At 45.0% G+C, this 20777-nt stretch carries 15 protein-coding genes; 9 read left to right on the top strand and 6 right to left on the bottom strand.

Annotation, left to right across the window (positions count from 1 at the left end; all coding sequences use genetic code 11):
• The first annotated feature begins 34 nt into the window (after window positions 1-34).
• Complete coding sequence (locus tag ACM0P2_RS08420) at window positions 35-1153, top strand: metallophosphoesterase (protein WP_419227571.1); 1119 nt, start codon at window positions 35-37, stop codon at window positions 1151-1153.
• Window positions 1154-1158: 5 nt separating this feature from the next.
• Entirely contained in the window at window positions 1159-3426 is a 2268-nt protein-coding gene (locus tag ACM0P2_RS08415; protein ID WP_419227570.1) for a phytase, read from the top strand.
• Window positions 3427-3490: 64 nt separating this feature from the next.
• Here the strand turns inward: ACM0P2_RS08415 and ACM0P2_RS08410 are convergent, their stop codons facing one another.
• Together ACM0P2_RS08410 and ACM0P2_RS08405 are read right to left on the bottom strand one after the other, a co-directional pair.
• Window positions 3491-3910: a CBS domain-containing protein gene (locus ACM0P2_RS08410; RefSeq protein ID WP_120959734.1), complete on the bottom strand. Its 420-nt coding sequence runs from the start codon at window positions 3908-3910 to the stop codon at window positions 3491-3493.
• A gap of 161 nt (window positions 3911-4071) precedes the next feature.
• A complete protein-coding gene (locus tag ACM0P2_RS08405) occupies window positions 4072-5064 on the bottom strand; it encodes an isoaspartyl peptidase/L-asparaginase family protein (RefSeq protein ID WP_419227569.1) in 993 nt (330 codons plus the stop codon).
• Between the two features lie 419 nt (window positions 5065-5483).
• Between ACM0P2_RS08405 and sbcB the strand changes: the two genes are divergently transcribed.
• Together sbcB and ACM0P2_RS08395 are read left to right on the top strand one after the other, a co-directional pair.
• A complete protein-coding gene (gene sbcB, locus ACM0P2_RS08400) occupies window positions 5484-6914 on the top strand; it encodes an exodeoxyribonuclease I (protein ID WP_159117326.1) in 1431 nt (476 codons plus the stop codon).
• A gap of 125 nt (window positions 6915-7039) precedes the next feature.
• The gene (locus tag ACM0P2_RS08395; protein ID WP_159117343.1) at window positions 7040-8695 is read left to right on the top strand and encodes a DUF342 domain-containing protein; all 1656 of its coding nucleotides are present in this window, start codon (window positions 7040-7042) and stop codon (window positions 8693-8695) included.
• 158 nt (window positions 8696-8853) lie between these two features.
• On the opposite strand, the gene ACM0P2_RS08390 is transcribed toward ACM0P2_RS08395, so the two are convergent.
• From ACM0P2_RS08390 to ACM0P2_RS08375, 4 genes are all read right to left on the bottom strand, one after another.
• The gene (locus ACM0P2_RS08390; protein WP_419227568.1) at window positions 8854-10290 is read right to left on the bottom strand and encodes a diguanylate cyclase; all 1437 of its coding nucleotides are present in this window, start codon (window positions 10288-10290) and stop codon (window positions 8854-8856) included.
• Window positions 10291-10389: 99 nt separating this feature from the next.
• On the bottom strand, window positions 10390-11625 hold the full coding sequence (kynU, locus tag ACM0P2_RS08385) for a kynureninase (protein ID WP_159117325.1): 1236 nt from the start codon (window positions 11623-11625) through the stop codon (window positions 10390-10392).
• Complete coding sequence (locus tag ACM0P2_RS08380; RefSeq protein ID WP_419227567.1) at window positions 11618-12895, bottom strand: alpha/beta hydrolase family protein; 1278 nt, start codon at window positions 12893-12895, stop codon at window positions 11618-11620. Before ACM0P2_RS08380 ends, kynU begins: the two co-directional genes overlap by 8 nt.
• A gap of 91 nt (window positions 12896-12986) precedes the next feature.
• Complete coding sequence (locus ACM0P2_RS08375; RefSeq protein ID WP_159117324.1) at window positions 12987-14162, bottom strand: thiolase family protein; 1176 nt, start codon at window positions 14160-14162, stop codon at window positions 12987-12989.
• 375 nt (window positions 14163-14537) lie between these two features.
• Here ACM0P2_RS08375 and ACM0P2_RS08370 point away from each other — a divergent pair, with 375 nt between their 5' ends.
• The 5 genes from ACM0P2_RS08370 to ACM0P2_RS08350 all read left to right on the top strand — a co-directional run bounded on the left by ACM0P2_RS08370 (window position 14538) and on the right by ACM0P2_RS08350 (window position 20773).
• Window positions 14538-14945: a MerR family transcriptional regulator gene (locus ACM0P2_RS08370; RefSeq protein ID WP_105931008.1), complete on the top strand. Its 408-nt coding sequence runs from the start codon at window positions 14538-14540 to the stop codon at window positions 14943-14945.
• Entirely contained in the window at window positions 14942-16111 is a 1170-nt protein-coding gene (locus ACM0P2_RS08365) for an isovaleryl-CoA dehydrogenase (protein ID WP_120959748.1), read from the top strand. The genes ACM0P2_RS08370 and ACM0P2_RS08365 overlap by 4 nt, the downstream gene beginning before the upstream one ends.
• A gap of 231 nt (window positions 16112-16342) precedes the next feature.
• Window positions 16343-17950, top strand: a complete 1608-nt coding sequence (locus ACM0P2_RS08360; RefSeq protein WP_173358776.1) for a carboxyl transferase domain-containing protein — start codon at window positions 16343-16345, stop codon at window positions 17948-17950.
• Window positions 17951-17961: 11 nt separating this feature from the next.
• A complete protein-coding gene (locus ACM0P2_RS08355; protein ID WP_419227566.1) occupies window positions 17962-18762 on the top strand; it encodes an enoyl-CoA hydratase/isomerase family protein in 801 nt (266 codons plus the stop codon).
• A complete protein-coding gene (locus ACM0P2_RS08350) occupies window positions 18752-20773 on the top strand; it encodes an acetyl/propionyl/methylcrotonyl-CoA carboxylase subunit alpha (protein ID WP_419227565.1) in 2022 nt (673 codons plus the stop codon). The genes ACM0P2_RS08355 and ACM0P2_RS08350 overlap by 11 nt, the downstream gene beginning before the upstream one ends.
• Window positions 20774-20777 lie beyond the last annotated feature (4 nt).

Here is a 20777-nt window from a genome sequence, read left to right as displayed (position 1 = left end):
TGGGGCTTGCGTCATCTGCTTTTGAGAGTCTTTCATGCACGGTTTACCCACATTTCTCCCTACCACAAAGCCAACATTCGCAACCTTGTTTGCGGTTGCGTTTTGTTTCACTTGCAGCCTTACTTCAGAGTTTGTAAAGGCAGAGCAAACAAGCCCCGCTCATTCCGCGGCAAGAACTAACGTAGCTATTGAAAATGCGAAGGCTACCAACGAGCAGTATTCAAATAGTTACTATGCGCACACCACGATTGAAGGTTTATCGGTACCGGATGACGCGATTTCTTTTTTAACGTTAGGTGACTGGGGCCGCAACGGTCACTTTTATCAAAAACACGTTGCTAAATGGCTAGATATTGCAAGCTACCAATTAGATGCCGAATTTATCGCAACCACCGGCGATAACTTCTACGATAATGGCATTGCGTCAATTGACGACCCTTACTGGCTGTCTTCTTACGAAAACATTTATCATCAACCTCATTTATTCATCGACTGGTACCCTGTGCTGGGTAACCATGACTATCGAGGTAACTGGCAGGCGCAAATAGATTACAGCACTAAGAGTCGACGTTGGGAAATGCCGGCGCGGTATTACAGTAAGACGTTAAAGCTTGACGATGGAAGCTCAGCACTCTTGTTATTTATCGATACGTCTCCGCTAAACCCCGACTATGCAGATGAAACTAAATATCAAAAAGCGTATTCACAAGGGGCATCCGAGCAGCTTGCTTGGATAAATACTATGTTGGCTAAAGAGCAATACACCTGGAAAGTTGTCATTGGACATCATCCACTTTATTCAAGTGGTAAACGCTATGGCAAAACAGAAGCTATCAAAGACGTATTAGAGCCCATTTTTCACAACCATGGCGTGAACCTTTATATTGCGGGGCACGAGCACGATCTTCAGCACAATCAATTACCCGGGGATGACCTGGTGCACGTTGTATCCGGTGGCGGCTCAGAAGTGCGTCCGGTTGGTAATTACGACTTTACACAATTCGCAAAATCGACGGGCGGCTTTGTCAGTGTGAGCGTTACAGCTAAAAACATCTTCCTTAATTACATCGATCACAATGGGAAGACGATTTACACCCACACAATGAATAAAGCCAGTAAGGCGTCTTCGACGACCACGATTCAGGATCAATAATGACAATGGATAATCAAAAAACAAAAGTGCTACACCGCGCATTAGCAAAGACCGCCGTTTTTACCGGCACTTTAACCGCACTCTTTAGCTGTGCAGCGCAAGATACGACAGCCTCGAAGACTGAAGTCGCGTCCACAGTTACTGTACTTACGCTTACACACCTTAAAAAAGGTTTTGAACAAACGCTCTATTACCAAAGCAATGATCACACTTATAAAGACACCCAGGCTAACAGCACAAAAACCTCAGAGCCTGAGTCACGAACTTACAATGACACCCATGGCATTGACACGCTTGAAGTAACACGGACTTATAGTGACACCCATGGCAACGACACGCTTGAAGTAAAGCCATCAGAAAAAAGTCATTCTTACGAAGACACCCAAGCTATTAACCTTCAAATAAACGAGTATGAAGGCATTTCGCTAACTAACCGCCTAGGTAAAACTCAATTTATCGAGGGCAGCTTTGCGCTTGCACACGCCGAAGTAATTACCTCAGAAAATAAGCAATGGGTGTCTTTGGTAGTGTTTAATAACAACACGCAACATATAGAAGTTTATCGCTTGTCTGTTGATACACTAGATAAGGAACAACGACTTAGCCAACCGACTAAAGGCTCAGAAGCACTATGCGCAGCCACTAGTGCTAGCGGAACGCCCCATATCGTCAATGTTGATGCCACTGGCACCCTCAACCAGTATGAACTGCACAATGACCAGTTTTTACCGCTTCGTAATTTTGCCATAGGCCCAGGAATCAAAAGCTGTAGTGTCGATCTTAAGACGCAAAACATCTATTTGGCGGATGAGTTTGCTGGGGTTTGGAAGATTGATGCTCACATTGAAAGTGAGTTAGAAAAAACGCTTATTTTTCATGACGCAGATACGCCGGTTGAAGGCGTGAGCACTGTGTCGAACAACATCTCACATTTAAACAGTAGCCTTGTTGGCTGGGTTAGCCCAGATAAAAGCGGAGTATGGCTACAAAATCAATGTCATGCTGAGTTCATAACTTTGGTGCAAGACACAAATGGAATAGCTGAAACCATTGAGCCTGAATTTATTCACTTGGCAGTATCTTCACGTGGGATAGAGCCACGTATTTCGCTAATCGTAGACGATGACGCATCGGGTAACGTTTATGCGGCAGAACTGCCTAGTAAGTTGTCTGACGCTTATTTTAACGATGGGTGTCTTTCTAAAGAAAACGAAACAGGTACAAGCAATAATGGTGACTTTTCCAAGCATTCTACAGCCAATGTTTTCCCATCAGCTGAAACGCAGCCTGTGCAAAACTTTGGAGATGCGGCTGATGACCCTGCTATTTGGGTGAACGCACAGACCCCTTCGCAAAGCCGCATAGTGGGCACTGATAAAAAAGGCGCGTTGAATACCTATGATCTTTTAGGTAAGCAGCATCAAAGCCTAGCCGTCGGGAGAGTTAATAACGTCGACGTTGGATACAAGGTTGCCGTAAACAGTATGAACAGCGTTGGCGATAAAAGGTTTACCGACATTGCTGTTGCTTCAAACCGCTCACACAACAGTTTGTCTGTTTTTGATATAGATAAAAACGGCAACCTCACCCATTTAGGCGAGATCAAAACAACGCTTAGCGACATTTACGGTATGTGCCTCTATGTTGATGACGGTATAGCTCATGTGTTTGCGAACGATACCAGTGGTCGCTTCGAGCGATACAAACTATTAATCGGCGAAAACAAGGTAGTGGAAGGAAAGTTAAGCCAGTCGTTTTCTCTTCCTTCGCAGCCTGAAGGTTGCGTGGTAGATACGCAAACAAACACCGCTTACCTCGGTGAGGAAGCTGCTGGTGTTTGGGCGCTAGATATCAGCTCTACTGATAATACACCTACATTTATTGCAGCAATCACACCGCCAGTTGAAGCGGATATTGAGGGGTTGGCGCTATTTACCGTTGATGAACAAAAATATCTGATCGCATCTAGCCAGGGGAATAACAGCTATGCAATCTACGCGATTAACACAGAAAACACCGGCCAACTGACATATACAGGGCTTATACAAATCACTGCCGATGTAAATAATGGGATTGATGGCGTATCCGAAACCGATGGGCTGGAAGCTACCAACGCCAACTTAGGTGGTATTTACAGCGAAGGTCTGTGGGTAGTGCAAGACGGCAGAAACGTTATGCCATCAGAAACACAAAACTTTAAACTGGTCTCTGGGGCGACCTTAAAAGAAGCGATAAGACGCTTAGTAAACAATACAAACGAACTGATTAACTAATACGCGCAAATAACGTAGACAAGAACGAGTACCCTCTTCCTTGTCTACATTTTGACATCCCTTATCAGCCTGCGCGACGATACCCGTCGTTTAGCTGAACGTCTATAGCTCGCAGCACCGCCGTTCGGTTTATACAGCCTAAAAGTACGCCATCGTCATCAACTACAGGGTAAACCCGGGGCTTTTCTTTTAACAACAACTGCGCTAGTTCAATTACCGACATGTAAGGCTTTACAGAAACCACGGGAGTTTTCATGATTTCCCCCACCCTACAAATTTGTTCGCGGTAATAACTCGATGCAATCATTTGAGCAATGCAATCTTGCTCAGACAGGAAACCAACGACTTTACCTTTGTTATCAATTACCGGGCCACCACTCTGACCGCTGGCTAGTAAAGCTTCAACGGCCTGCGCGACAGGCATATCAACGTTGAGCTTTACTGGGTGAGTGTTCATATAATCACTGACTTGCAACGATTCCATCTTCATTCTCCAGCCGCGGCGCCTGCTGTGACCGATACTGCTAACTATTGGCGATACGGCACTTTAATTATTTTAAGTATACGTGAAAGCAATTTCCCCCACACTTTAAGACTAGTCCTTTACTGAGCGACAAGCCAGCACATTTAACATTAAAATAACAACTAGTCTTTATAGATAGACACGGTTGTGTTTCCCTCGGTATCTATGCTAGCGCGGTACATACCTGCTGAGTTAAATGGCATAGCAATATTACCTTTGCCATCAATAGCAATAACCCCACCGTCGCCACCGGCTTCAACTAACACATCATGTACAACCGTGTTGGCCGCCTGCTCTAGCGTTATTTCTTGATATTTCATGCGAGCACAAATATCAGCTGCCACATGATAACGAATAAAATACTCCCCATGCCCAGTGGCAGAGACAGCGCAGCTCTCGTTATCAGCGTAGGTGCCTGCGCCAATTATCGGTGAGTCCCCTATTCTTCCATAGCGCTTTGCCGTCATTCCGCCGGTAGAGGTTCCAGCGACAATGTTGCCGTCACTGTCCAATACAACAGCGCCAACCGTTCCAAAGCGTTCGTTACCTTGTTGTGAGCCATAACCATTAGAGGCTTGCTCCATTCGCGCCTTCACTCTATCAAGCGCTTCTTTGCGAAACTCTGTATCAAAAATAGAATTGTCGACTTGCTCAAGACCATTTTCTTTTGCGTATTCTTCAGCCCCTTTCCCAGATAGCATTACATGGGGTGACTCGTTCATTACCAGTAACGCAGCTTCAATGGGGCTTCGAATGGTTTTAACCCCCGCCACCGCACCTGCATTTTTGCTTCCGCCATGCATGATCGAGGCGTCAAGCTCGTGTTCACCGTCAAAGGTATACACCGCCCCAATGCCCGCATTGAATAAGGGTGAACTTTCGAGTATTTTGATGGTTTCCACCACGGCAACCTCACCTTTTTCACCCTGTTGCAAAAGCGTATACCCATGCTTTACCGCTTTAGACAATATCTCTTTGTACGCCGCCTCTTTTTCCGTCGTCATCGACGATTTCAAGATAGTGCCGGCACCACCGTGTATAGCAATTGCAACCTTGGACGACCGTTGGCCTCCCTTTTCAGCGAAAGCATTCCCACTCAACGCAACCGTCGTCATGGCTACTGCGCCTGCGGCCAAAACGGTTTTGCAAAGTCTTTTAACTGGCACGAAACAATGAGTTTTATTCAACGTGTGTACTCCCAAAAAAGGTTTCTGAATTTATTACCTTCAATACCAATCCGCATAGGTAACCTAGCATTTATGATAATAATGCTTTGAAAATAGTGATGTAATAACATGGCACAATAATAGGAGACAAGCTAGGCCGCTTCATGGTTAAAGATAATGGTTAAGGTGAGTGCGTATATAATTTTTACAGCGCTGTCGAGAAGATAAACGTGCGTGACAAGTGTGTTTGATATTCTTTAACACCACTTATCTTTAAAAGAATTGGCTATATAATCGTCAGCATTTGGTATTGTATTTTACGCAGTGTACACTGCCTTCAATATTTCACTTAAAACACACTGGTGGTTATGCATACACCTACATTTTTGTGGCACGACTTTGAAACCTTTGGCACGAGCCCACAAAAAGATCTCCCTTGCCAATTCGCCGCGGTTAGAACGGATATGGATCTAAACGTTATAGGCAAGCCCATCAATATTATAAGCGCTATCGCCAACGATTACTTGCCTCATCCAGAAGCGTGTTTAGTGACGGGAATAACCCCTCAACAGACAATAAGAGACGGCTCAAATGAGGCGGATTTCGCTGCAAAGATTTATCAAGAGATGTCTACACCCAATACTTGTTGCGTCGGTTTCAACAGTATTCGTTTCGATGATGAAGTGTCGCGCTATTTGTTTTATAGAAACTTCTACGACCCGTATTCACGAGAATGGCGAAACGGCAATAGCCGCTGGGATATTATTGACGTAGCGAGAGCTTGTTATGCATTACGGCCAGAGGGAATAAACTGGCCATTGCGAGAAGATGGAGCACCGAGCTTTAAACTTGAAGCCCTAACCGCTGCAAATAATATTGGACACGACAACGCTCACGATGCGTTAAACGATGTATATGCCACAATATCGCTGGCTAAGCTTATAAAAGAAAAGCAGCCACGTTTATTTGACTATGCGTTGTCGTTACGCAACAAGCATACGGTTATGCAGCAAATTGATTTGAGCAAACCTTCCGTCTTATTGCACATCTCTTCAAAACTACCCGCTTCTCAAGGTTGTTGTACTTGGGTGATGCCCATTGCTAAACACCCTACAAATTCAAACGCATTTATAGTTGTTGATTTATCCCATGATATCGAAAGCTTAATCAACGATTCGCCAGATGAGATTAAACAAGCGCTCTATGCACCTTCAGATACGTTTGACGACCCGCGAGAGCGTCCGGGCGTTAAACTCATTCACGTAAACCGCTCTCCTTTCATTACGACTGCAAAAGCGATGACAGAAGACAATGCAGAACGACTAGGGTTGAACAGAGAGCGTTGCCTAGAGAACTATAAAAAATTAGCCACTACACCAGAATTAGCTAGCAAACTTGTAGCCTTATACGAAAGTGAGCAACACGAGAGCGAACAAGATATTGACCATGCGTTATACAGCGGCGGCTTTTTAAACGACGAGGAGCGCCGCTGGTGTGAGAGCGTTATTGACGCTGAGCCAGAAGAGTTGGCGACGTTCAGTGACAAAACGCAACATCAGGGATTGAAGAAGCTGTTGTTTCGCTATCGAGCGCGAAACTATCCAAATACTTTGACAGCCGATGAGATGACAAAATGGCAATACCACCGTCAAGCACGTCTTACTGATCCTGCGTTTCATGGCTCAATAACTTTAGAATCTTACATGATGAAACTTGAGTCACTCGCTCAGGAGCACAGCGACAACCCAGATAAACAAGCCATTTTGCGTGCGCTTTACCAATATGCCGAAAACCTTTGACGGAGGTTTTAGAACATCATAAATTAGAGAGACTCAGAGAAGAACGGCAACCTGTGAACAAGGTCAAGGAATGCGTTTATGCTGCCGATAACAATAATTCACGTGCGCAAGGGAATAACGATGTCATGAACGGCGTAACAATAAGTTTCGATAAATCTAGAACCTATATTAACCTGATGCTTAACCCTTCTGAATTTACGTCAGAAGTGGACATAAGAGAAATAAGACAGCTGCTAGATACCGGCGAAACAAAACGACTTTATGTTTCAGAAAAAGCGTTAAAAACAGCCTGTGACACTGCAAATCACTATTTTAAAACCGGTGATGGCACTATCGTTCAAGAGCGAATTGGTGAGCGCAAAAACGCAGAGATAGAGTTCAGAGTGCCAGAAGATGGCATGAGGGCTAACCTTATCCTCACTACGCCTTACGGCGGTAAACTTCCGTCACTAAGCACAGTTAAATCTTTAGCCGTTAAAAACAGAGTTGTTCGCGGCTTAAGTACAAAAACCATAACCGCTATGCTTAGTGCTGCTAAGCAATCTCAGCCTGGTACTGTGCTTGAAGAAACCGTGGCGAAGGGCCTTCCCGCGCGTAATGGTAAAAACTCCAAATTTATTCCACTGGTTCCTAATGCATTAGAGCGTGTACTCAAACCTCAAACCAATGATGGCGAGCGCGTTGACATGCGTAACTTGGGTGAAGTTATTTGTGTAAAAGTTAATACGCCTGTTTTGAGGCGTACTGAACCCACGAAAGGTCGCTCAGGTTTTGACGTAAGGGGCAATAAGCTCCCCGCCGTATCTGGCGAGTGGGTTGACTTTAAAATGGGAAGCGGCACTGTAGTTTCAGACAGCGACGCCAACCTTCTTATGTCATCTATTTCTGGTATGCCTAAGTATCGCGATCAGATAATGAACATCGATGACACCTTTATCTGTAATGGCGTGAATGTAGGTACTGGCCACGTTAATTACGAAGGCGCAGTATTAGTGAACGGCGATGTCACTGAAAAAATGCAGATTAAAGCGGCAGGTGACGTAACCATAAATGGTTTTGTTGAGTCAGCGCATATTGAAGCTGGTGGCGACATTATCATTACCGAAGGCGCTATGGGCAAAGTTAACGATACCCAGGGTGAATATCAATGCAAATTAGTTGCAGCCGGCAGTATTCACGTACAGCACGGTCAAGGTATTGATGTTCAGTGTAGTGGGAACATAACAGTAGGTAGGCAGCTTGCGTACAGTCGTCTTCGCTGCGGCGGAGCCGTTATTGTTGGGCAAATCGACAAACCTATGGGCAACCTTTTTGCTTGCGACATTATAAGTCAAAGCAGGGTTGAAGCGGGTACACTTGGCGCTGTGTCTGGCAGTACGTTAAAAGTAGACTTTAGCCCTGGTTTTAACCAGTTACTAGAACGAAAAGACTCGTTAGATGAACTGCTGCGTCAGATTCGTGAAAACAACTTGAAGCATAAAGAAAAAATAACCCTTATCCAGAGTAAAAAAATCCCCAAAGAACTTCAGCGTAAAGCCGCTGAAGCAATCGAGCTGTTTAATAACGAGAGTGCATTGCTTGAGTGGTTAGAGAATAAAGCCAACGAGGTCAAAACGGCAAAAGAAACCTATCAGTCTGATATAAAGCTTATCGCCAACAAACGTTTATATCCAGGCGTGTCAGCTAAGCTAAACAATAGAAACTGGCGGTCTGAGCGAGAGTATGATCGCGCACAAATCCACTACGACGCTCATCAATGGCACTATGAACCTATTATCTAATCTGGCGTGCTGCCTAACGCGATTAATACGCTTGGCAGCCCATGGTTATCATTGACTGTAAAGCGTGCGGTTAAATGTAATTAAACAACTACTGAGCGCAGTATTGCTAACAGCTCGCGTTAAATGTCTGCGATAAGTCATTCAGCGAGCAAATAGTTTTATTGCGCTACACTTACGCTTCCAAAACCCTGCCGTTTTGATTGGTAAAGCGCTTTAACAGTGCGTTCCATCCATTCGGGAAATTCCTCAGACTCTTTAAGCTGTGACATACCAATGGCTACGTTAAAGTTTTCACTTAGCAGATAGTGTCCCATAAGACATACAAGCAACCTATCTGCAAGAATTTTCGCTGAGTCTAGCTCGGTTTGCGGGCAAAGGATGATAAATTGTTCCCCGTTAAAACGAGATACTACGTCCACTTCCCTTACTGTATTCAAACAGTGAGTAGCGACTACTTTCAGCGTATCTTCTCGCATCGATGCGTCGAGGGGAAGATCACCATCTTGGGATGGCGTTAACTCTAGAATGATGAGTGAAGCAGTGGTGTGGAAACGGTTGAACCGAGAAATTTCTTCCTCCGCACGTTGAATCATGTGGTTACGGTTATACAACCCGGTGACCGTGTCGTGAGCGGTAAGAAAGCCCAACGTTCTGTTTTTCTCCAGTAAGGTCGCCTGTAGTGCTGATATTTCTTCGTTTTTCTGACTTATTATACGTTTGTAGCCACCCACATGGCGATTTCGTGATATCAGCCAAAGCAAGCTTATTAGCACAATAACAGTAGTCAATATCATCACTGAATAATTGCGGCTGTAGCGAATTTGAACATTGTTCCATTGTTTATATATTTCTACTTTCCGCGACTCGGGAATATGCTCGATAGCATAATTCAATTTTTCAACCAAATGACCGTAGGATTTATTGACACCAAAGGCCAAAGAGTCGAATGGCTCTGCATAACCAACGATATTTAAGTCCTTTAGTTTCAGATTATTAATGTGCATATTAACGCTCATTAATGAACCAACCATGACATCAAATTCGTCGTTTTCGAGCTGTTTTAAGCCTTCCTCTTCCGACGGAATAAGCTTTAAACGTAGCCCGGGATAATGGCGAGAAATATATTCGACCTGCCTGTAACCTTGAACTATACCAACAGTGCGATTTCCAACACCTGAATACCCCTGAAGCATAGGCGTTCCGGCCTTTGCCACGAGTACATTGGGTGCTTCAAAATACGGAATACTAAAATCTAAAAATTGTTTTCGATAGTCAGAAGTATTCAGCATAGGAATAAGCTGACACTCCCCTCGTTGAATATACTCCAAGCTTTGCTGCCAACTGTCGGTTTTAACCAGTGTGAATTTCAAGCCAGTAATATCGGCAATTAGATTCATATACTGTGCCGAAATACCCACATGAATTCCATTTCTTATTGCTTCATAAGGTGCCCAGTTTGGGTCGATGCAGTAGGTAACTTCTTCGGAAGTCGTGGATGAAATTTGATCTTCGGGTGCAGCATATAGAAGCGCACTAAAAAAGCTTGCTCCTACGAAGAGAATATAGACCCAAAGACGCATTTCTATTTTTTTCAACCACACACCCAAATATTGACTAAAAACAATGACAACCGCGAAGTATTAAGCGTAATCGCTTAAATTGCAATTAAATAGCGGACGAACTTGTTTAATCGCTCAGGTTACACTCTGTCTTTGTTGGAAAGTAGCATTTTCATAGCGTTTTTCGACCATGATGTCGCTAAGCGTTTGTACTGCTTTTTCTACATTAGTGAAGCTAAGGTAAAGCGGAGCAAACCCGATACGTAAGATATTAGGCGCTCTAAAATCGGCAATAACGCCCTCCGCTATCCATGCTTGGCAAATCGCGTATGCCTCGTCATGAGCAAGGGCAAGTTGACTCCCTCTTACATCAATCGGCGGGCTAACCAGGCTGAAATAGTCTAAAACGCCAGCCCTTTTTGCCTCTGCAATGAAAAAAGCCTGAAGCTTCTTTGATTTTTCATCGATAGCCTTGAGCGACACGCCGTCAAACACATCTAACGCCGCATCTAAAATACTCATCCCAATAACACCTGGCGTTCCACACAAATTCTGCTTTACCGTGCTATCTGGTGCGTAGTCTGGAGAAAATGAAAAAGGAGCGCTATGTCCCATCCAACCGGACAAAGGCTGCTTGTACTGTGACTGGTGGCGCTCGGCAACGTAAATAAATGCAGGTGCGCCTGGACCACCGTTCAGATACTTGTAGGTGCACCCTACCGCAAAATCGACGTCACAGTCGTCGAGACAAACTGGAAACGCACCAGCGCTATGGGCGAGATCCCATAGCGTTAAAATGTTTCTATCGTGTGCTAACGCTGTGATGCTTTGCATGTCTAGTTTAAGGCCAGTTCTAAAATTTACCTGGGTGAGCATGAGTACTGCAATGTCATCAGATAGCTGAGCGCCGATGTTTGATTCATCGATATAGCGCACGCTGTATTCATCGCCTAACAGTTCGAGTAACCCTTGAACCATATAAATATCAGTTGGAAAATTATCCCGTGTAGTGGCAATGACTTTTCGCTCAGGGCGCATTTTTAGCGCAGCGCTCAGTACTTTAAATAAATTAATAGAAATTGAGTCACAGCAAATAACCTGACCGTTCTTTGCACCAATCAAATTACCAATCTTATCACCTACAAGCTGCGGCAAAGAAATCCACTGATGCTTGTTCCAACTTGTAATAAGGTCCTGCCCCCACTGCTGTTTCACCACTTCACTTGCTCGCGCTTCGGCTGACTTAGGTAATGGACCAAGCGAATTACCATCAAGATAGATGGTGTCATCTGGCAGAGAAAATGCTTCCACTTTTAGCGCTAGCGGATCTTTATTATCAAGCTGCTCTGCGGAAAAAACCTTGTTAATCATGTTCACTAATAACCTCAAGTAAAGCATCAAAAGACGTCGATTCAGGGTGCAGCCAGTCAAAATGGCCGCCATTATTTATTATGCGCTTTTCTGCCCCCGCCATTGTAGCGTGCTGTACTGGCACAATGCTATCAGCATCACCTTGTAGCAATACAACCGGAGTGTGAATAAGCGTTGCGTTCGGCGAGGCGTTGTTATACGCGTCTGGATTTTCAGTAGGCGTAGTTTTCATAAATGCCTCTGTTGCAGTTTGACAGCTATTCGTGCCATGGGCATATGAGCGGACATCCGTTATTGCCGCCAAGCCAACGACTTGTTTCACTCCATAGCGTGCTAACTGCTGTGGCATTTGCTGTGTCGCGAGCAAGGCAAGATGGCCACCCGCTGAATGGCCCGCTATAAACGTTTCTGAATAATCACCTTGTAGCGTAATACGCTCAAGTGAAGTATTTATTGCACTAACTACATCGTTTAGGCTTCCTGGCCAGCCACCACCTTCATCGCCTACACGCCGGTATTCTATTGCATAGACACCCATCCCTAAATTCGCCAACGCGCTGTATAAACCTTTCGCATGTTCGTAACCATAAGCATTTAGCCAACAGCCTCCATGCACGAACACCATTGCCTTCCCACTTAAGCTTGTATCTAACGCATCACGCCCATGCCAAACATAAACACGCTGCAAGGCTTCTGCGCCATAGCTAAACTGCTCATCATGCTCTCGCATTGGCAAGACACCCAACGCAGCATAGGGCACTTGCGATAGCTTTTCGTTCTGAACGGCCTCTTTTTCTTCGCTATTAAAATTGAGGCTTTTTGTGTGGGTGTCTTCTTTATTGCTATTAAAATTGAGGCTTTTTGTGTGGGTGTCTTCTTTATTGTCTCTATTAACATTGAGGCTTTTTGCGTGGGTGTCTTCTTTACCGTCAATTTTATCATGGGTGTCTTTTTTAGAAATTGTTGGCGGAGCAGTCCCTGCATTTGTTTGATATGAAACGTTAGAAAGCATCGCGGATTCGTCATTGCTGCCATGACTGAATAATGGGTTTGAAACCGTGCGATGGGTGTCATTGTTAATCGACATTGCTGATGGTGTTTGTGAAACGGTAAAAAAAGAAGCGTTTGTGCGATTAACAACGTTAGCGTCAGATTGCGTGAAAATAACTTGATGCTGCGATAACTGCGGTAGAGCTGTAGCAAACTTTTGAAAAAGGCAAAGCGCTGTTAGAAGCCCCCAATACTTGAACGTTTTGGCTGTATTCTTCATGGTGTATATTTTTTCTCTTATTAAAACACAGAGTGCCGCAAAAACAGCGGCACTCTACGATTAAATCATTTTCATGTAAGCCAATGTCGAGCTACAGCATTTCAACAGCAAGGGCAACACCCTCGCCTCCTCCAATGCATAGAGATGCGATACCTTTTTTGGCATTTTTTTGCTTTAAAGCGTGAAGAAGCGTAACAAGAATGCGCGCACCTGATGCACCAATAGGATGACCTAACGCACATGCTCCGCCTTTTACATTCACCTTGCTTTCATCAAGGCCTAGCTTTTTGATCGCCAGCATAGTGACCATGGCAAACGCTTCATTAATCTCAAAGAGATCAACGTCCTCTTTTTCCCAGCCCGCTTTATCTAGTACCTTTTCCATTGCTCCAACAGGGGCAACAGTAAAGTTTTCAGGTTCAATGCTGTGTGTTGCATGTGCAACGACCCTCGCAAGCGGGGCTAAGCCTAACTCTGTCGCTTTACTCTCACTCATTACAACAAGAGCGGCAGCCCCATCAGATATTGAACTAGAGTTTGCAGCCGTTACCGTTCCGTCTTTTTTAAATGCTGGTCTTAGCGTAGGAATTTTTTCAGGGCGCGCCGAGCCTGGGCCTTCATCGGTATCGACAACGCTATCACCTTTGCGTGAGGAGACCGTAACTGGAACAATTTCGTCAGAAAAAGTACCGCTATTTATAGCTTCGTGAGCTTTAGAGAGTGAGCTTAGTGCAAACTCATCCATCTCCCCACGAGAGATATTTTCTTCATCTGCGGTATCCTGTGCAAAACATCCCATCGCTTTACCGTCATAGGCATTTTCAAGACCGTCAAGCATCATGTGATCGAGCACTTGACCATGACCCATTCGATATCCCGTTCTTGCTTTAGGCAACATGTATGGTGCATTGCTCATGCTTTCCATACCACCGGCTACGACCGCTGTAGCGCTGCCCGCTTTGATTAGGTCATGCGCCATCATTACTGCTTTCAAACCTGAACCACACACTTTATTTATGGTTGTTACGCCAGCGCTAAGCGGAAGCCCGGCTCCCAATGATGCTTGACGAGCTGGTGATTGACCAAGACCCGCAGGTAATACGCATCCCATAATAACTTCATCAATTGCAGAGACATCCATCCCTTCACATGCGGCTTTAATCGCAACTTCTCCGAGTTTGGTCGCAGCCAACGAAGACAAACTACCATTAAAACCACCCATAGGTGTGCGTTTAGCCGCGACAATCACTACTGATTCGTTACTCATGCTCGTGCCCTTTAATTATTAATATCCATAATGTTAAGTGAAGGAAGACTTTCAGATGTATACAAAAGTAAACACCACAATCAGCTGCAACGCCCTGCCTTCACCATGAAAAATTGACGTTAGCAAAATGTTACTTTACCTTAACGTAAAATGTAATTAACGTTAACGTAAACCTGTACTGAGTATGTGTCAACTAAACACTACGTTTTAACTATAGCGTTGTGAAGAAGTGTATACGCTAGAACCATAGTGCTATTGCGATGACACCCACTCAATGCTATTGCGATGACACCCACTCAACGTACAGAACGTAATTACAATGACACCCATGTTAAATAACGGGTGTTAAACAGCGCTAAACACAAGGTACGTGTAATGAACAAGTACGACGAAGAACAAACGTATGCAATAGGTGAGCTCGCTCGAGAGTTTGATATCACTCCTCGTTCTATCCGGTTTTATGAGGAACAAGGGCTGATGTCGCCTTCAAGAACGGGGCAGAATCGCGTTTATCTCAATAAAGACAGGGTGAGATTAAAACTTATTCTACGCGGTAAACGTCTAGGCTTTTCGTTAGCGGAAGTTAAAACACTGTTCGACATGTACGACACTAATCCAAATTCGGCTGTTCAGTTAGAAGCGATGCTTGAAATGACTGAACAGAAAAGAGCGGTGCTAAAGCAACAATTAGAAGACATCCAGATGTTGATGACAGAGCTGGATGACGTCGAAGCCCGCTGCCGAGAAGAACTCGCAGAACTCAAACGAGGAAAAATCGCATGAATACCTCCTACCCTACTTTAAATTTTGGACTTGGCGAAGACATCGAAATGCTGCGCGACCAGGTCTATCAGTTTGCTCAAAACGAAATAGCACCTCTTGCTGAACAAGCTGATGCTGACAATCAATTTCCAAACCAATTGTGGAAAAAGCTTGGTGACATGGGTCTTTTAGGTGTGACGGTCTCAGAGCAATACGGCGGTTCTGACATGGGATACCTTGCACATACCATTGCTATGGAAGAAGTTAGTCGCGCGTCTGGTGGTATTGGCCTTAGTTATGGTGCCCACTCTAACCTTTGCGTAAATCAAATTTACAAGAACGGGAACGATGCACAAAGAGAAAAGTATCTCCCTAAATTAGTCAGCGGAGAGCATATTGGTGCATTAGCAATGAGTGAACCAAATGCGGGCTCTGATGTTGTCAGCATGAAATTAAAAGCCGAAAAGCGCGGTGACAAATATATTCTAAACGGCAATAAGATGTGGATCACGAATGGTCCCGACGCCCACACTTTTGTTATTTATGCGAAAACTGACCCTAATGCTGGCCCGAGAGGCATCACGGCGTTTCTTGTAGAGCGAGATTTCCCGGGCTTTAGTCGCGCACAAAAATTAGACAAACTCGGTATGCGTTCTTCAAATACGTGCGAACTAGTTTTTGAAGATTGTGAGGTGCCTGCAGAGAATATTCTTGGTAAAGAAGGCGAAGGCGTACGCGTATTGATGAGTGGATTGGATTACGAGCGACTTGTTTTATCCGGTGGCCCACTGGGTATCATGCAGTCTTGCATGGACATCGTTGTTCCTTATATCCATGACCGCCAGCAATTTGGGCAATCAATAGGCCAATTTCAGCTTGTTCAAGGCAAAGTTGCTGATATGTACACGCAAATGAATGCGGCCCGTGCTTATGTCTACACGGTTGCTCAATCCTGCGATCGCGGTGAAACAACGCGTAAAGACGCGGCTGGCGCTATTCTTTATTCAGCAGAACTTGCCACCAAGATGGCACTCGACGCAATCCAGCTGCTTGGCGGTAACGGCTACATCAACGAATATCCCACAGGGCGTTTATTACGAGACGCAAAGCTATATGAAATTGGAGCGGGTACTTCGGAAATCCGCCGAATGCTTATAGGGCGTGAACTATTTAACGAGTCTAAATAGAAGGGATTACAGGGTGTCGACCTATGTTTTATAGCTGGGTTGTTTTTAATATGCGTTAAAAGCAACCTAGCAAGACACCCACGCTTTAAAGCGTTAACAAACATAAAGCATTACTCAATTAGAAAAACGAAATTACAAAGACACCCATCGCAACAGCATCTCTTGGCATGGGTGTCATGCTAACCATGGTTTACTCGGCAACGTCGCCGATGCCCAACACAAGGAGGGGTTATGCCCGTTCTTCGCTCAAGTATAAATACGAAATCTGAAACATTTATCGCTAACGCCGAGCATATGCAGGCACAGGTGAATGATCTCCTCGAAAAAATTGGACAAATTTGCAAGGGTGGTGGCGAAAAAGCCGCCGAACGGCACGTATCTCGAGGAAAGTTATTACCTCGTGACCGAATAAATGCACTCATTGATGACGACACCCCATTTTTAGAAATAGGCCAGCTTGCCGCATGGGAAGTGTATGATGACTATGTACCCTGTGCGGGCGTTGTTGCAGGTATAGGTATCGTTGCTGGTATAGAGTGTATGATCGTTGCCAATGATGCCACGGTGAAAGGCGGAACCTACTACCCTCTTACGGTTAAAAAACACCTTAGAGCGCAAACCATCGCTGAACAGAACCATCTACCATGCATCTATTTGGTTGACTCGGGGGGCGCCAATCTGCCACGTCAAGATGAGGTTTTCCCAGATAGAGAGCACTTTGGCCGAATATTCTTTAATCAAGCCAATATGTCAGCGAAGAATATTCCTCAAATCGCGGTCGTCATGGGCTCTTGTACCGCTGGCGGTGCTTATGTTCCAGCGATGGCTGATGAAAGTATCATCGTGAAAGAGCAAGCGACTATTTTCCTTGGAGGCCCGCCTCTGGTGAAAGCTGCCACCGGCGAAGTAGTTACCGCTGAAGAACTCGGTGGTGGTGATGTACACACGCGTATTTCTGGTGTTGCAGATCACCTTGCCAATAATGATCATCACGCCCTTTCATTGGCCCGAAATGCGGTCTCTAGGCTTAACCGGAAAAAGCCTGAATGCGCCGATATTGCAGAGGTTAAGCCCCCTCGTTACGACACTAAAGAGATTTATGGCATCGTGCCTGCTGACAGTCGTCAAACATATGATGTACGTGAGATCATCGCTCGCATCGTCGATGACTCAGATTTTGATGAGTTCAAATCTCTATACGGCACAACGCTAGTTTGTGGCTTTGCACGTATCTTCGGTTTTCCTATAGGCATCGTGGCTAATAACGGCATCCTTTTTGGTGAAAGTGCACTTAAAGGCGCGCACTTCGTCGAACTATGCGCCAAGCGCAAAATACCTTTGGTATTTTTGCAAAACATAACTGGCTTCATGGTAGGTAAGCAATATGAGCACGGTGGCATAGCGAAACACGGTGCAAAAATGGTTACCGCAGTAGCATGTGCGAACGTGCCTAAACTCACTGTCCTTATCGGCGGTAGCTTTGGTGCGGGGAACTACGGGATGTGTGGAAGGGCTTACGACCCGAGGTTTTTATTCATGTGGCCTAATGCTCGTATCTCTGTTATGGGTGGTGAGCAAGCGGCGGGCGTTTTAGCTCAAGTCAAACGCGACCAAAAAGAACGCGCTGGTGAAACATGGAGCAATGAAGAAGAAAAAACGTTCAAACAACCTGTAATCGATACCTACGAGAAGCAAGGTCACCCCTATTACGCATCGGCAAGGCTTTGGGACGATGGCGTCATCGATCCTGCAGATACGCGTTTAGTGCTTGGGTTGTCGCTTTCAGCGTCTCTCAACAAGCCTATTGAAGACACCCAATTTGGCATATTCAGAATGTAGGAGTACCGATTATGGAACAATCAGTTATCTATAGCGTAGATGAAAGAAACGTAGCCACGGTCACATTAAACAGACCAGAAAAGCACAATGCTTTTGACGATGAAATGATCAGCGAGCTTACTCGTGTTTTCAAAAAAGCAGCGGAAGATTCGACAGTAAGGGCACTTATTCTAAGGGCTGAAGGAAAAAGCTTTAGCGCTGGTGCAGACCTGAACTGGATGAAAAAAATGGCGAGTTTTACCAAAGAGCAAAACGAAAGTGATGCTTTAGCGCTAGCAGTAATGCTGCAGACACTTTACGAAATGCCAAAACCAACCATTGCCAGAGTTCAGGGAGCCGCTTTCGGTGGTGCTGTTGGCTTAATAGCCTGTTGTGACATTGCCATTGGAAGCAAACTCAGCAAATTTTGTCTAAGTGAAGTTAAGATTGGCCTTATCCCGGCAACCATAAGTCCCTATGTAGTAGAGGCGATGGGAACGCGCGTTAGCCGACGTTATTTCCAGACAGCAGAAGTATTCTCTGCCCGTCGCGCCCGACGACTGGGTCTACTTAGTGAGTCAGTGACTGAAGATGAACTCGACAGTACCATTGATAATCTTTTATCAAACATTCTCAAGAACGGCCCGCAAGCAGTAGCGAAGGCTAAGAGTCTAGTTCAATGGGTGTCATCGCAAGAAATTAACGACTCGCTTCTTTCAGAAACTAGCAAACTTATTGCTGAAGTGAGAACGTCTGACGAAGGTCAGGAGGGTTTATCAGCCTTTTTAGAGAAACGCAGTGCTTCGTGGGTAGAGGTGAAAAATGATAAATAAACTATTAATCTCAAATCGCGGTGAAATTGCTTGCCGTGTTATCAAGACAGCCAACGCTCAGGGTATAAAAACGGTCGCCGTTTATTCCGAAGCTGATAAAAACGCGCAACACGTAAAAATGGCCGATGAGGCTGTTTTTCTGGGGCCCTCACCGTCGAAAGAAAGTTATCTACGTGGCGAATTAATCGTTGAAAAAGCGAAGGAACTCGGTGTAGATGCTATTCATCCAGGCTATGGCTTCCTCTCTGAAAATGCAGAATTTGCGAACCTTTGTGCAAAAAACGATATTATTTTTGTAGGCCCACCAGCTTCTGCTATCGAAGCAATGGGGTCTAAATCGGCTGCGAAACACATCATGGAACAAGCCGGCGTTCCTTTAGTGCCCGGCTATCATGGAGATGAGCAAAGCGAGGCTGTCTTAAAAGGCGCGGCTGATGACATGGGCTATCCCGTATTACTAAAAGCAGCTGCAGGTGGCGGCGGTAAGGGGATGCGACAAGTCTGGAATTCAAATGAATTCTCGCAAGCGTTAAATGCAGCTAAACGTGAGTCCATGGCTAGCTTTGGCGATGACCATATGTTGGTTGAGAAGTACCTTACTCGTCCTCGCCACGTTGAAATCCAAGTTTTCTGTGACACCCATGGTAACGGCGTTTACCTCTTCGAGCGAGACTGCTCGGTTCAACGAAGACATCAAAAAATAATAGAAGAAGCGCCGGCTCCCAATATATCTCCCTCAATTAGAGAAAAAATGGGCGAGGCCGCTATTTTGGCTGCACAAGCAATCAATTATGTGGGTGCTGGCACCGTCGAATTCTTATTGGACGAAGACGAATCTTTCTATTTTATGGAAATGAACACGCGTTTGCAGGTTGAGCACCCTGTTACAGAGATGATCACTCGCGAGGATTTGGTTTACTGGCAGTTAACCATAGCCGAGGGTAAGCCGCTACCCAAAAAACAAAATGAGCTTACATTAACGGGACACGCATTCGAAGCCCGTATTTATGCCGAAGATCCAGGAAACGAGTTCTTGCCTTCTACAGGCAACTTAGCATTACTTCGTACGCCAAAAGAGACCGATGTTGTCCGAGTTGATACCGGCGTGGTTGAAGGCGATGAAGTTAGCGTTTTCTACGACCCCATGATTGCGAAACTTGTTGTATGGGGCGAGAATCGAGAAATCGCATTGAAGCGTTTAATCAGTGCGCTTGGCGAATACTATATTGATGGTGTTAGCACAAACATCGACTTTTTAAAGCGAGTGGCTGGTCATCCTGCTTTCGTTTCAGCTGAACTAACAACAACATTTGTAGAAAAGCATCATGATTCCTTGTTTAATTCAGACGCAAGCAGCGCAAGCAATGACACCCACGTAAATACACCTGCGATAGCGTTACTAGCATTATTGCACAGAAAGAAAAATGCCAAGGGTTTAGAGAAGACTCCACCTGTATGGTCAGCTCCAGGGGCTTGGAGATCGAACAGTCGGCATTTTGAATACTTAACGTTACTATGCGATCAGCAAGAAATCCTGGTTGAAGTTCAACACCAAAATGATGGAGTATCCTGCGGTTTCCGATTAACCATAGGCGAAAACACTTATAATGCAACGGGTTCGATTGCTGGTGGCGTTCTACATGCCACCATTGATGGCTATAAAACCACATATTCATTTTCTGATAATGATGGTCAATATACTCTATTTAACAAAGACACCCATGCCAAGTTCAGCGTTATCTCTCCTTCGCTGGGCGACGAAAATTCCGCAGATGCTGATGCGAACTTTAGCGCTCCAATGAACGGAACCATTGTTGCTCATTTGGTAGAGAAAAATCAGCCGGTTGCTAAAGGTCAACCTATCTTGGTAATGGAAGCGATGAAGATGGAGCATAGTATTACCGCCCCCTATGACGGCTCAGTTGAGGAATTCTTCTTTCAGCCAGGCGAACTAGTTGATGGAGGTTCGACCTTATTAGCTTTTTCTTCTAAAGAAGCTGACGAGGGCTAACGGC

Source organism: Alteromonas sp. OM2203 (genome assembly GCF_048517045.1).
Taxonomy (GTDB): domain Bacteria; phylum Pseudomonadota; class Gammaproteobacteria; order Enterobacterales; family Alteromonadaceae; genus Alteromonas; species Alteromonas gracilis.
This window is presented reverse-complemented; position numbering and strand designations above follow the sequence as displayed.

Coding starts and splice junctions, on each gene's coding strand:
- ACM0P2_RS08420 (WP_419227571.1), top strand. CDS start 35: ATGCACGGTTTACCCACATTTCTCCCTACCACAAAGCCAACATTCGCA.
- ACM0P2_RS08415 (WP_419227570.1), top strand. CDS start 1,159: ATGGATAATCAAAAAACAAAAGTGCTACACCGCGCATTAGCAAAGACC.
- ACM0P2_RS08410 (WP_120959734.1), bottom strand. CDS start 3,910: ATGGAATCGTTGCAAGTCAGTGATTATATGAACACTCACCCAGTAAAG.
- ACM0P2_RS08405 (WP_419227569.1), bottom strand. CDS start 5,064: ATGACGACGGTTGCGTTGAGTGGGAATGCTTTCGCTGAAAAGGGAGGC.
- sbcB (WP_159117326.1), top strand. CDS start 5,484: ATGCATACACCTACATTTTTGTGGCACGACTTTGAAACCTTTGGCACG.
- ACM0P2_RS08395 (WP_159117343.1), top strand. CDS start 7,040: ATGAACGGCGTAACAATAAGTTTCGATAAATCTAGAACCTATATTAAC.
- kynU (WP_159117325.1), bottom strand. CDS start 11,625: ATGATTAACAAGGTTTTTTCCGCAGAGCAGCTTGATAATAAAGATCCG.
- ACM0P2_RS08380 (WP_419227567.1), bottom strand. CDS start 12,895: ATGAAGAATACAGCCAAAACGTTCAAGTATTGGGGGCTTCTAACAGCG.
- ACM0P2_RS08375 (WP_159117324.1), bottom strand. CDS start 14,162: ATGAGTAACGAATCAGTAGTGATTGTCGCGGCTAAACGCACACCTATG.
- ACM0P2_RS08370 (WP_105931008.1), top strand. CDS start 14,538: ATGAACAAGTACGACGAAGAACAAACGTATGCAATAGGTGAGCTCGCT.
- ACM0P2_RS08365 (WP_120959748.1), top strand. CDS start 14,942: ATGAATACCTCCTACCCTACTTTAAATTTTGGACTTGGCGAAGACATC.
- ACM0P2_RS08360 (WP_173358776.1), top strand. CDS start 16,343: ATGCCCGTTCTTCGCTCAAGTATAAATACGAAATCTGAAACATTTATC.
- ACM0P2_RS08355 (WP_419227566.1), top strand. CDS start 17,962: ATGGAACAATCAGTTATCTATAGCGTAGATGAAAGAAACGTAGCCACG.
- ACM0P2_RS08350 (WP_419227565.1), top strand. CDS start 18,752: ATGATAAATAAACTATTAATCTCAAATCGCGGTGAAATTGCTTGCCGT.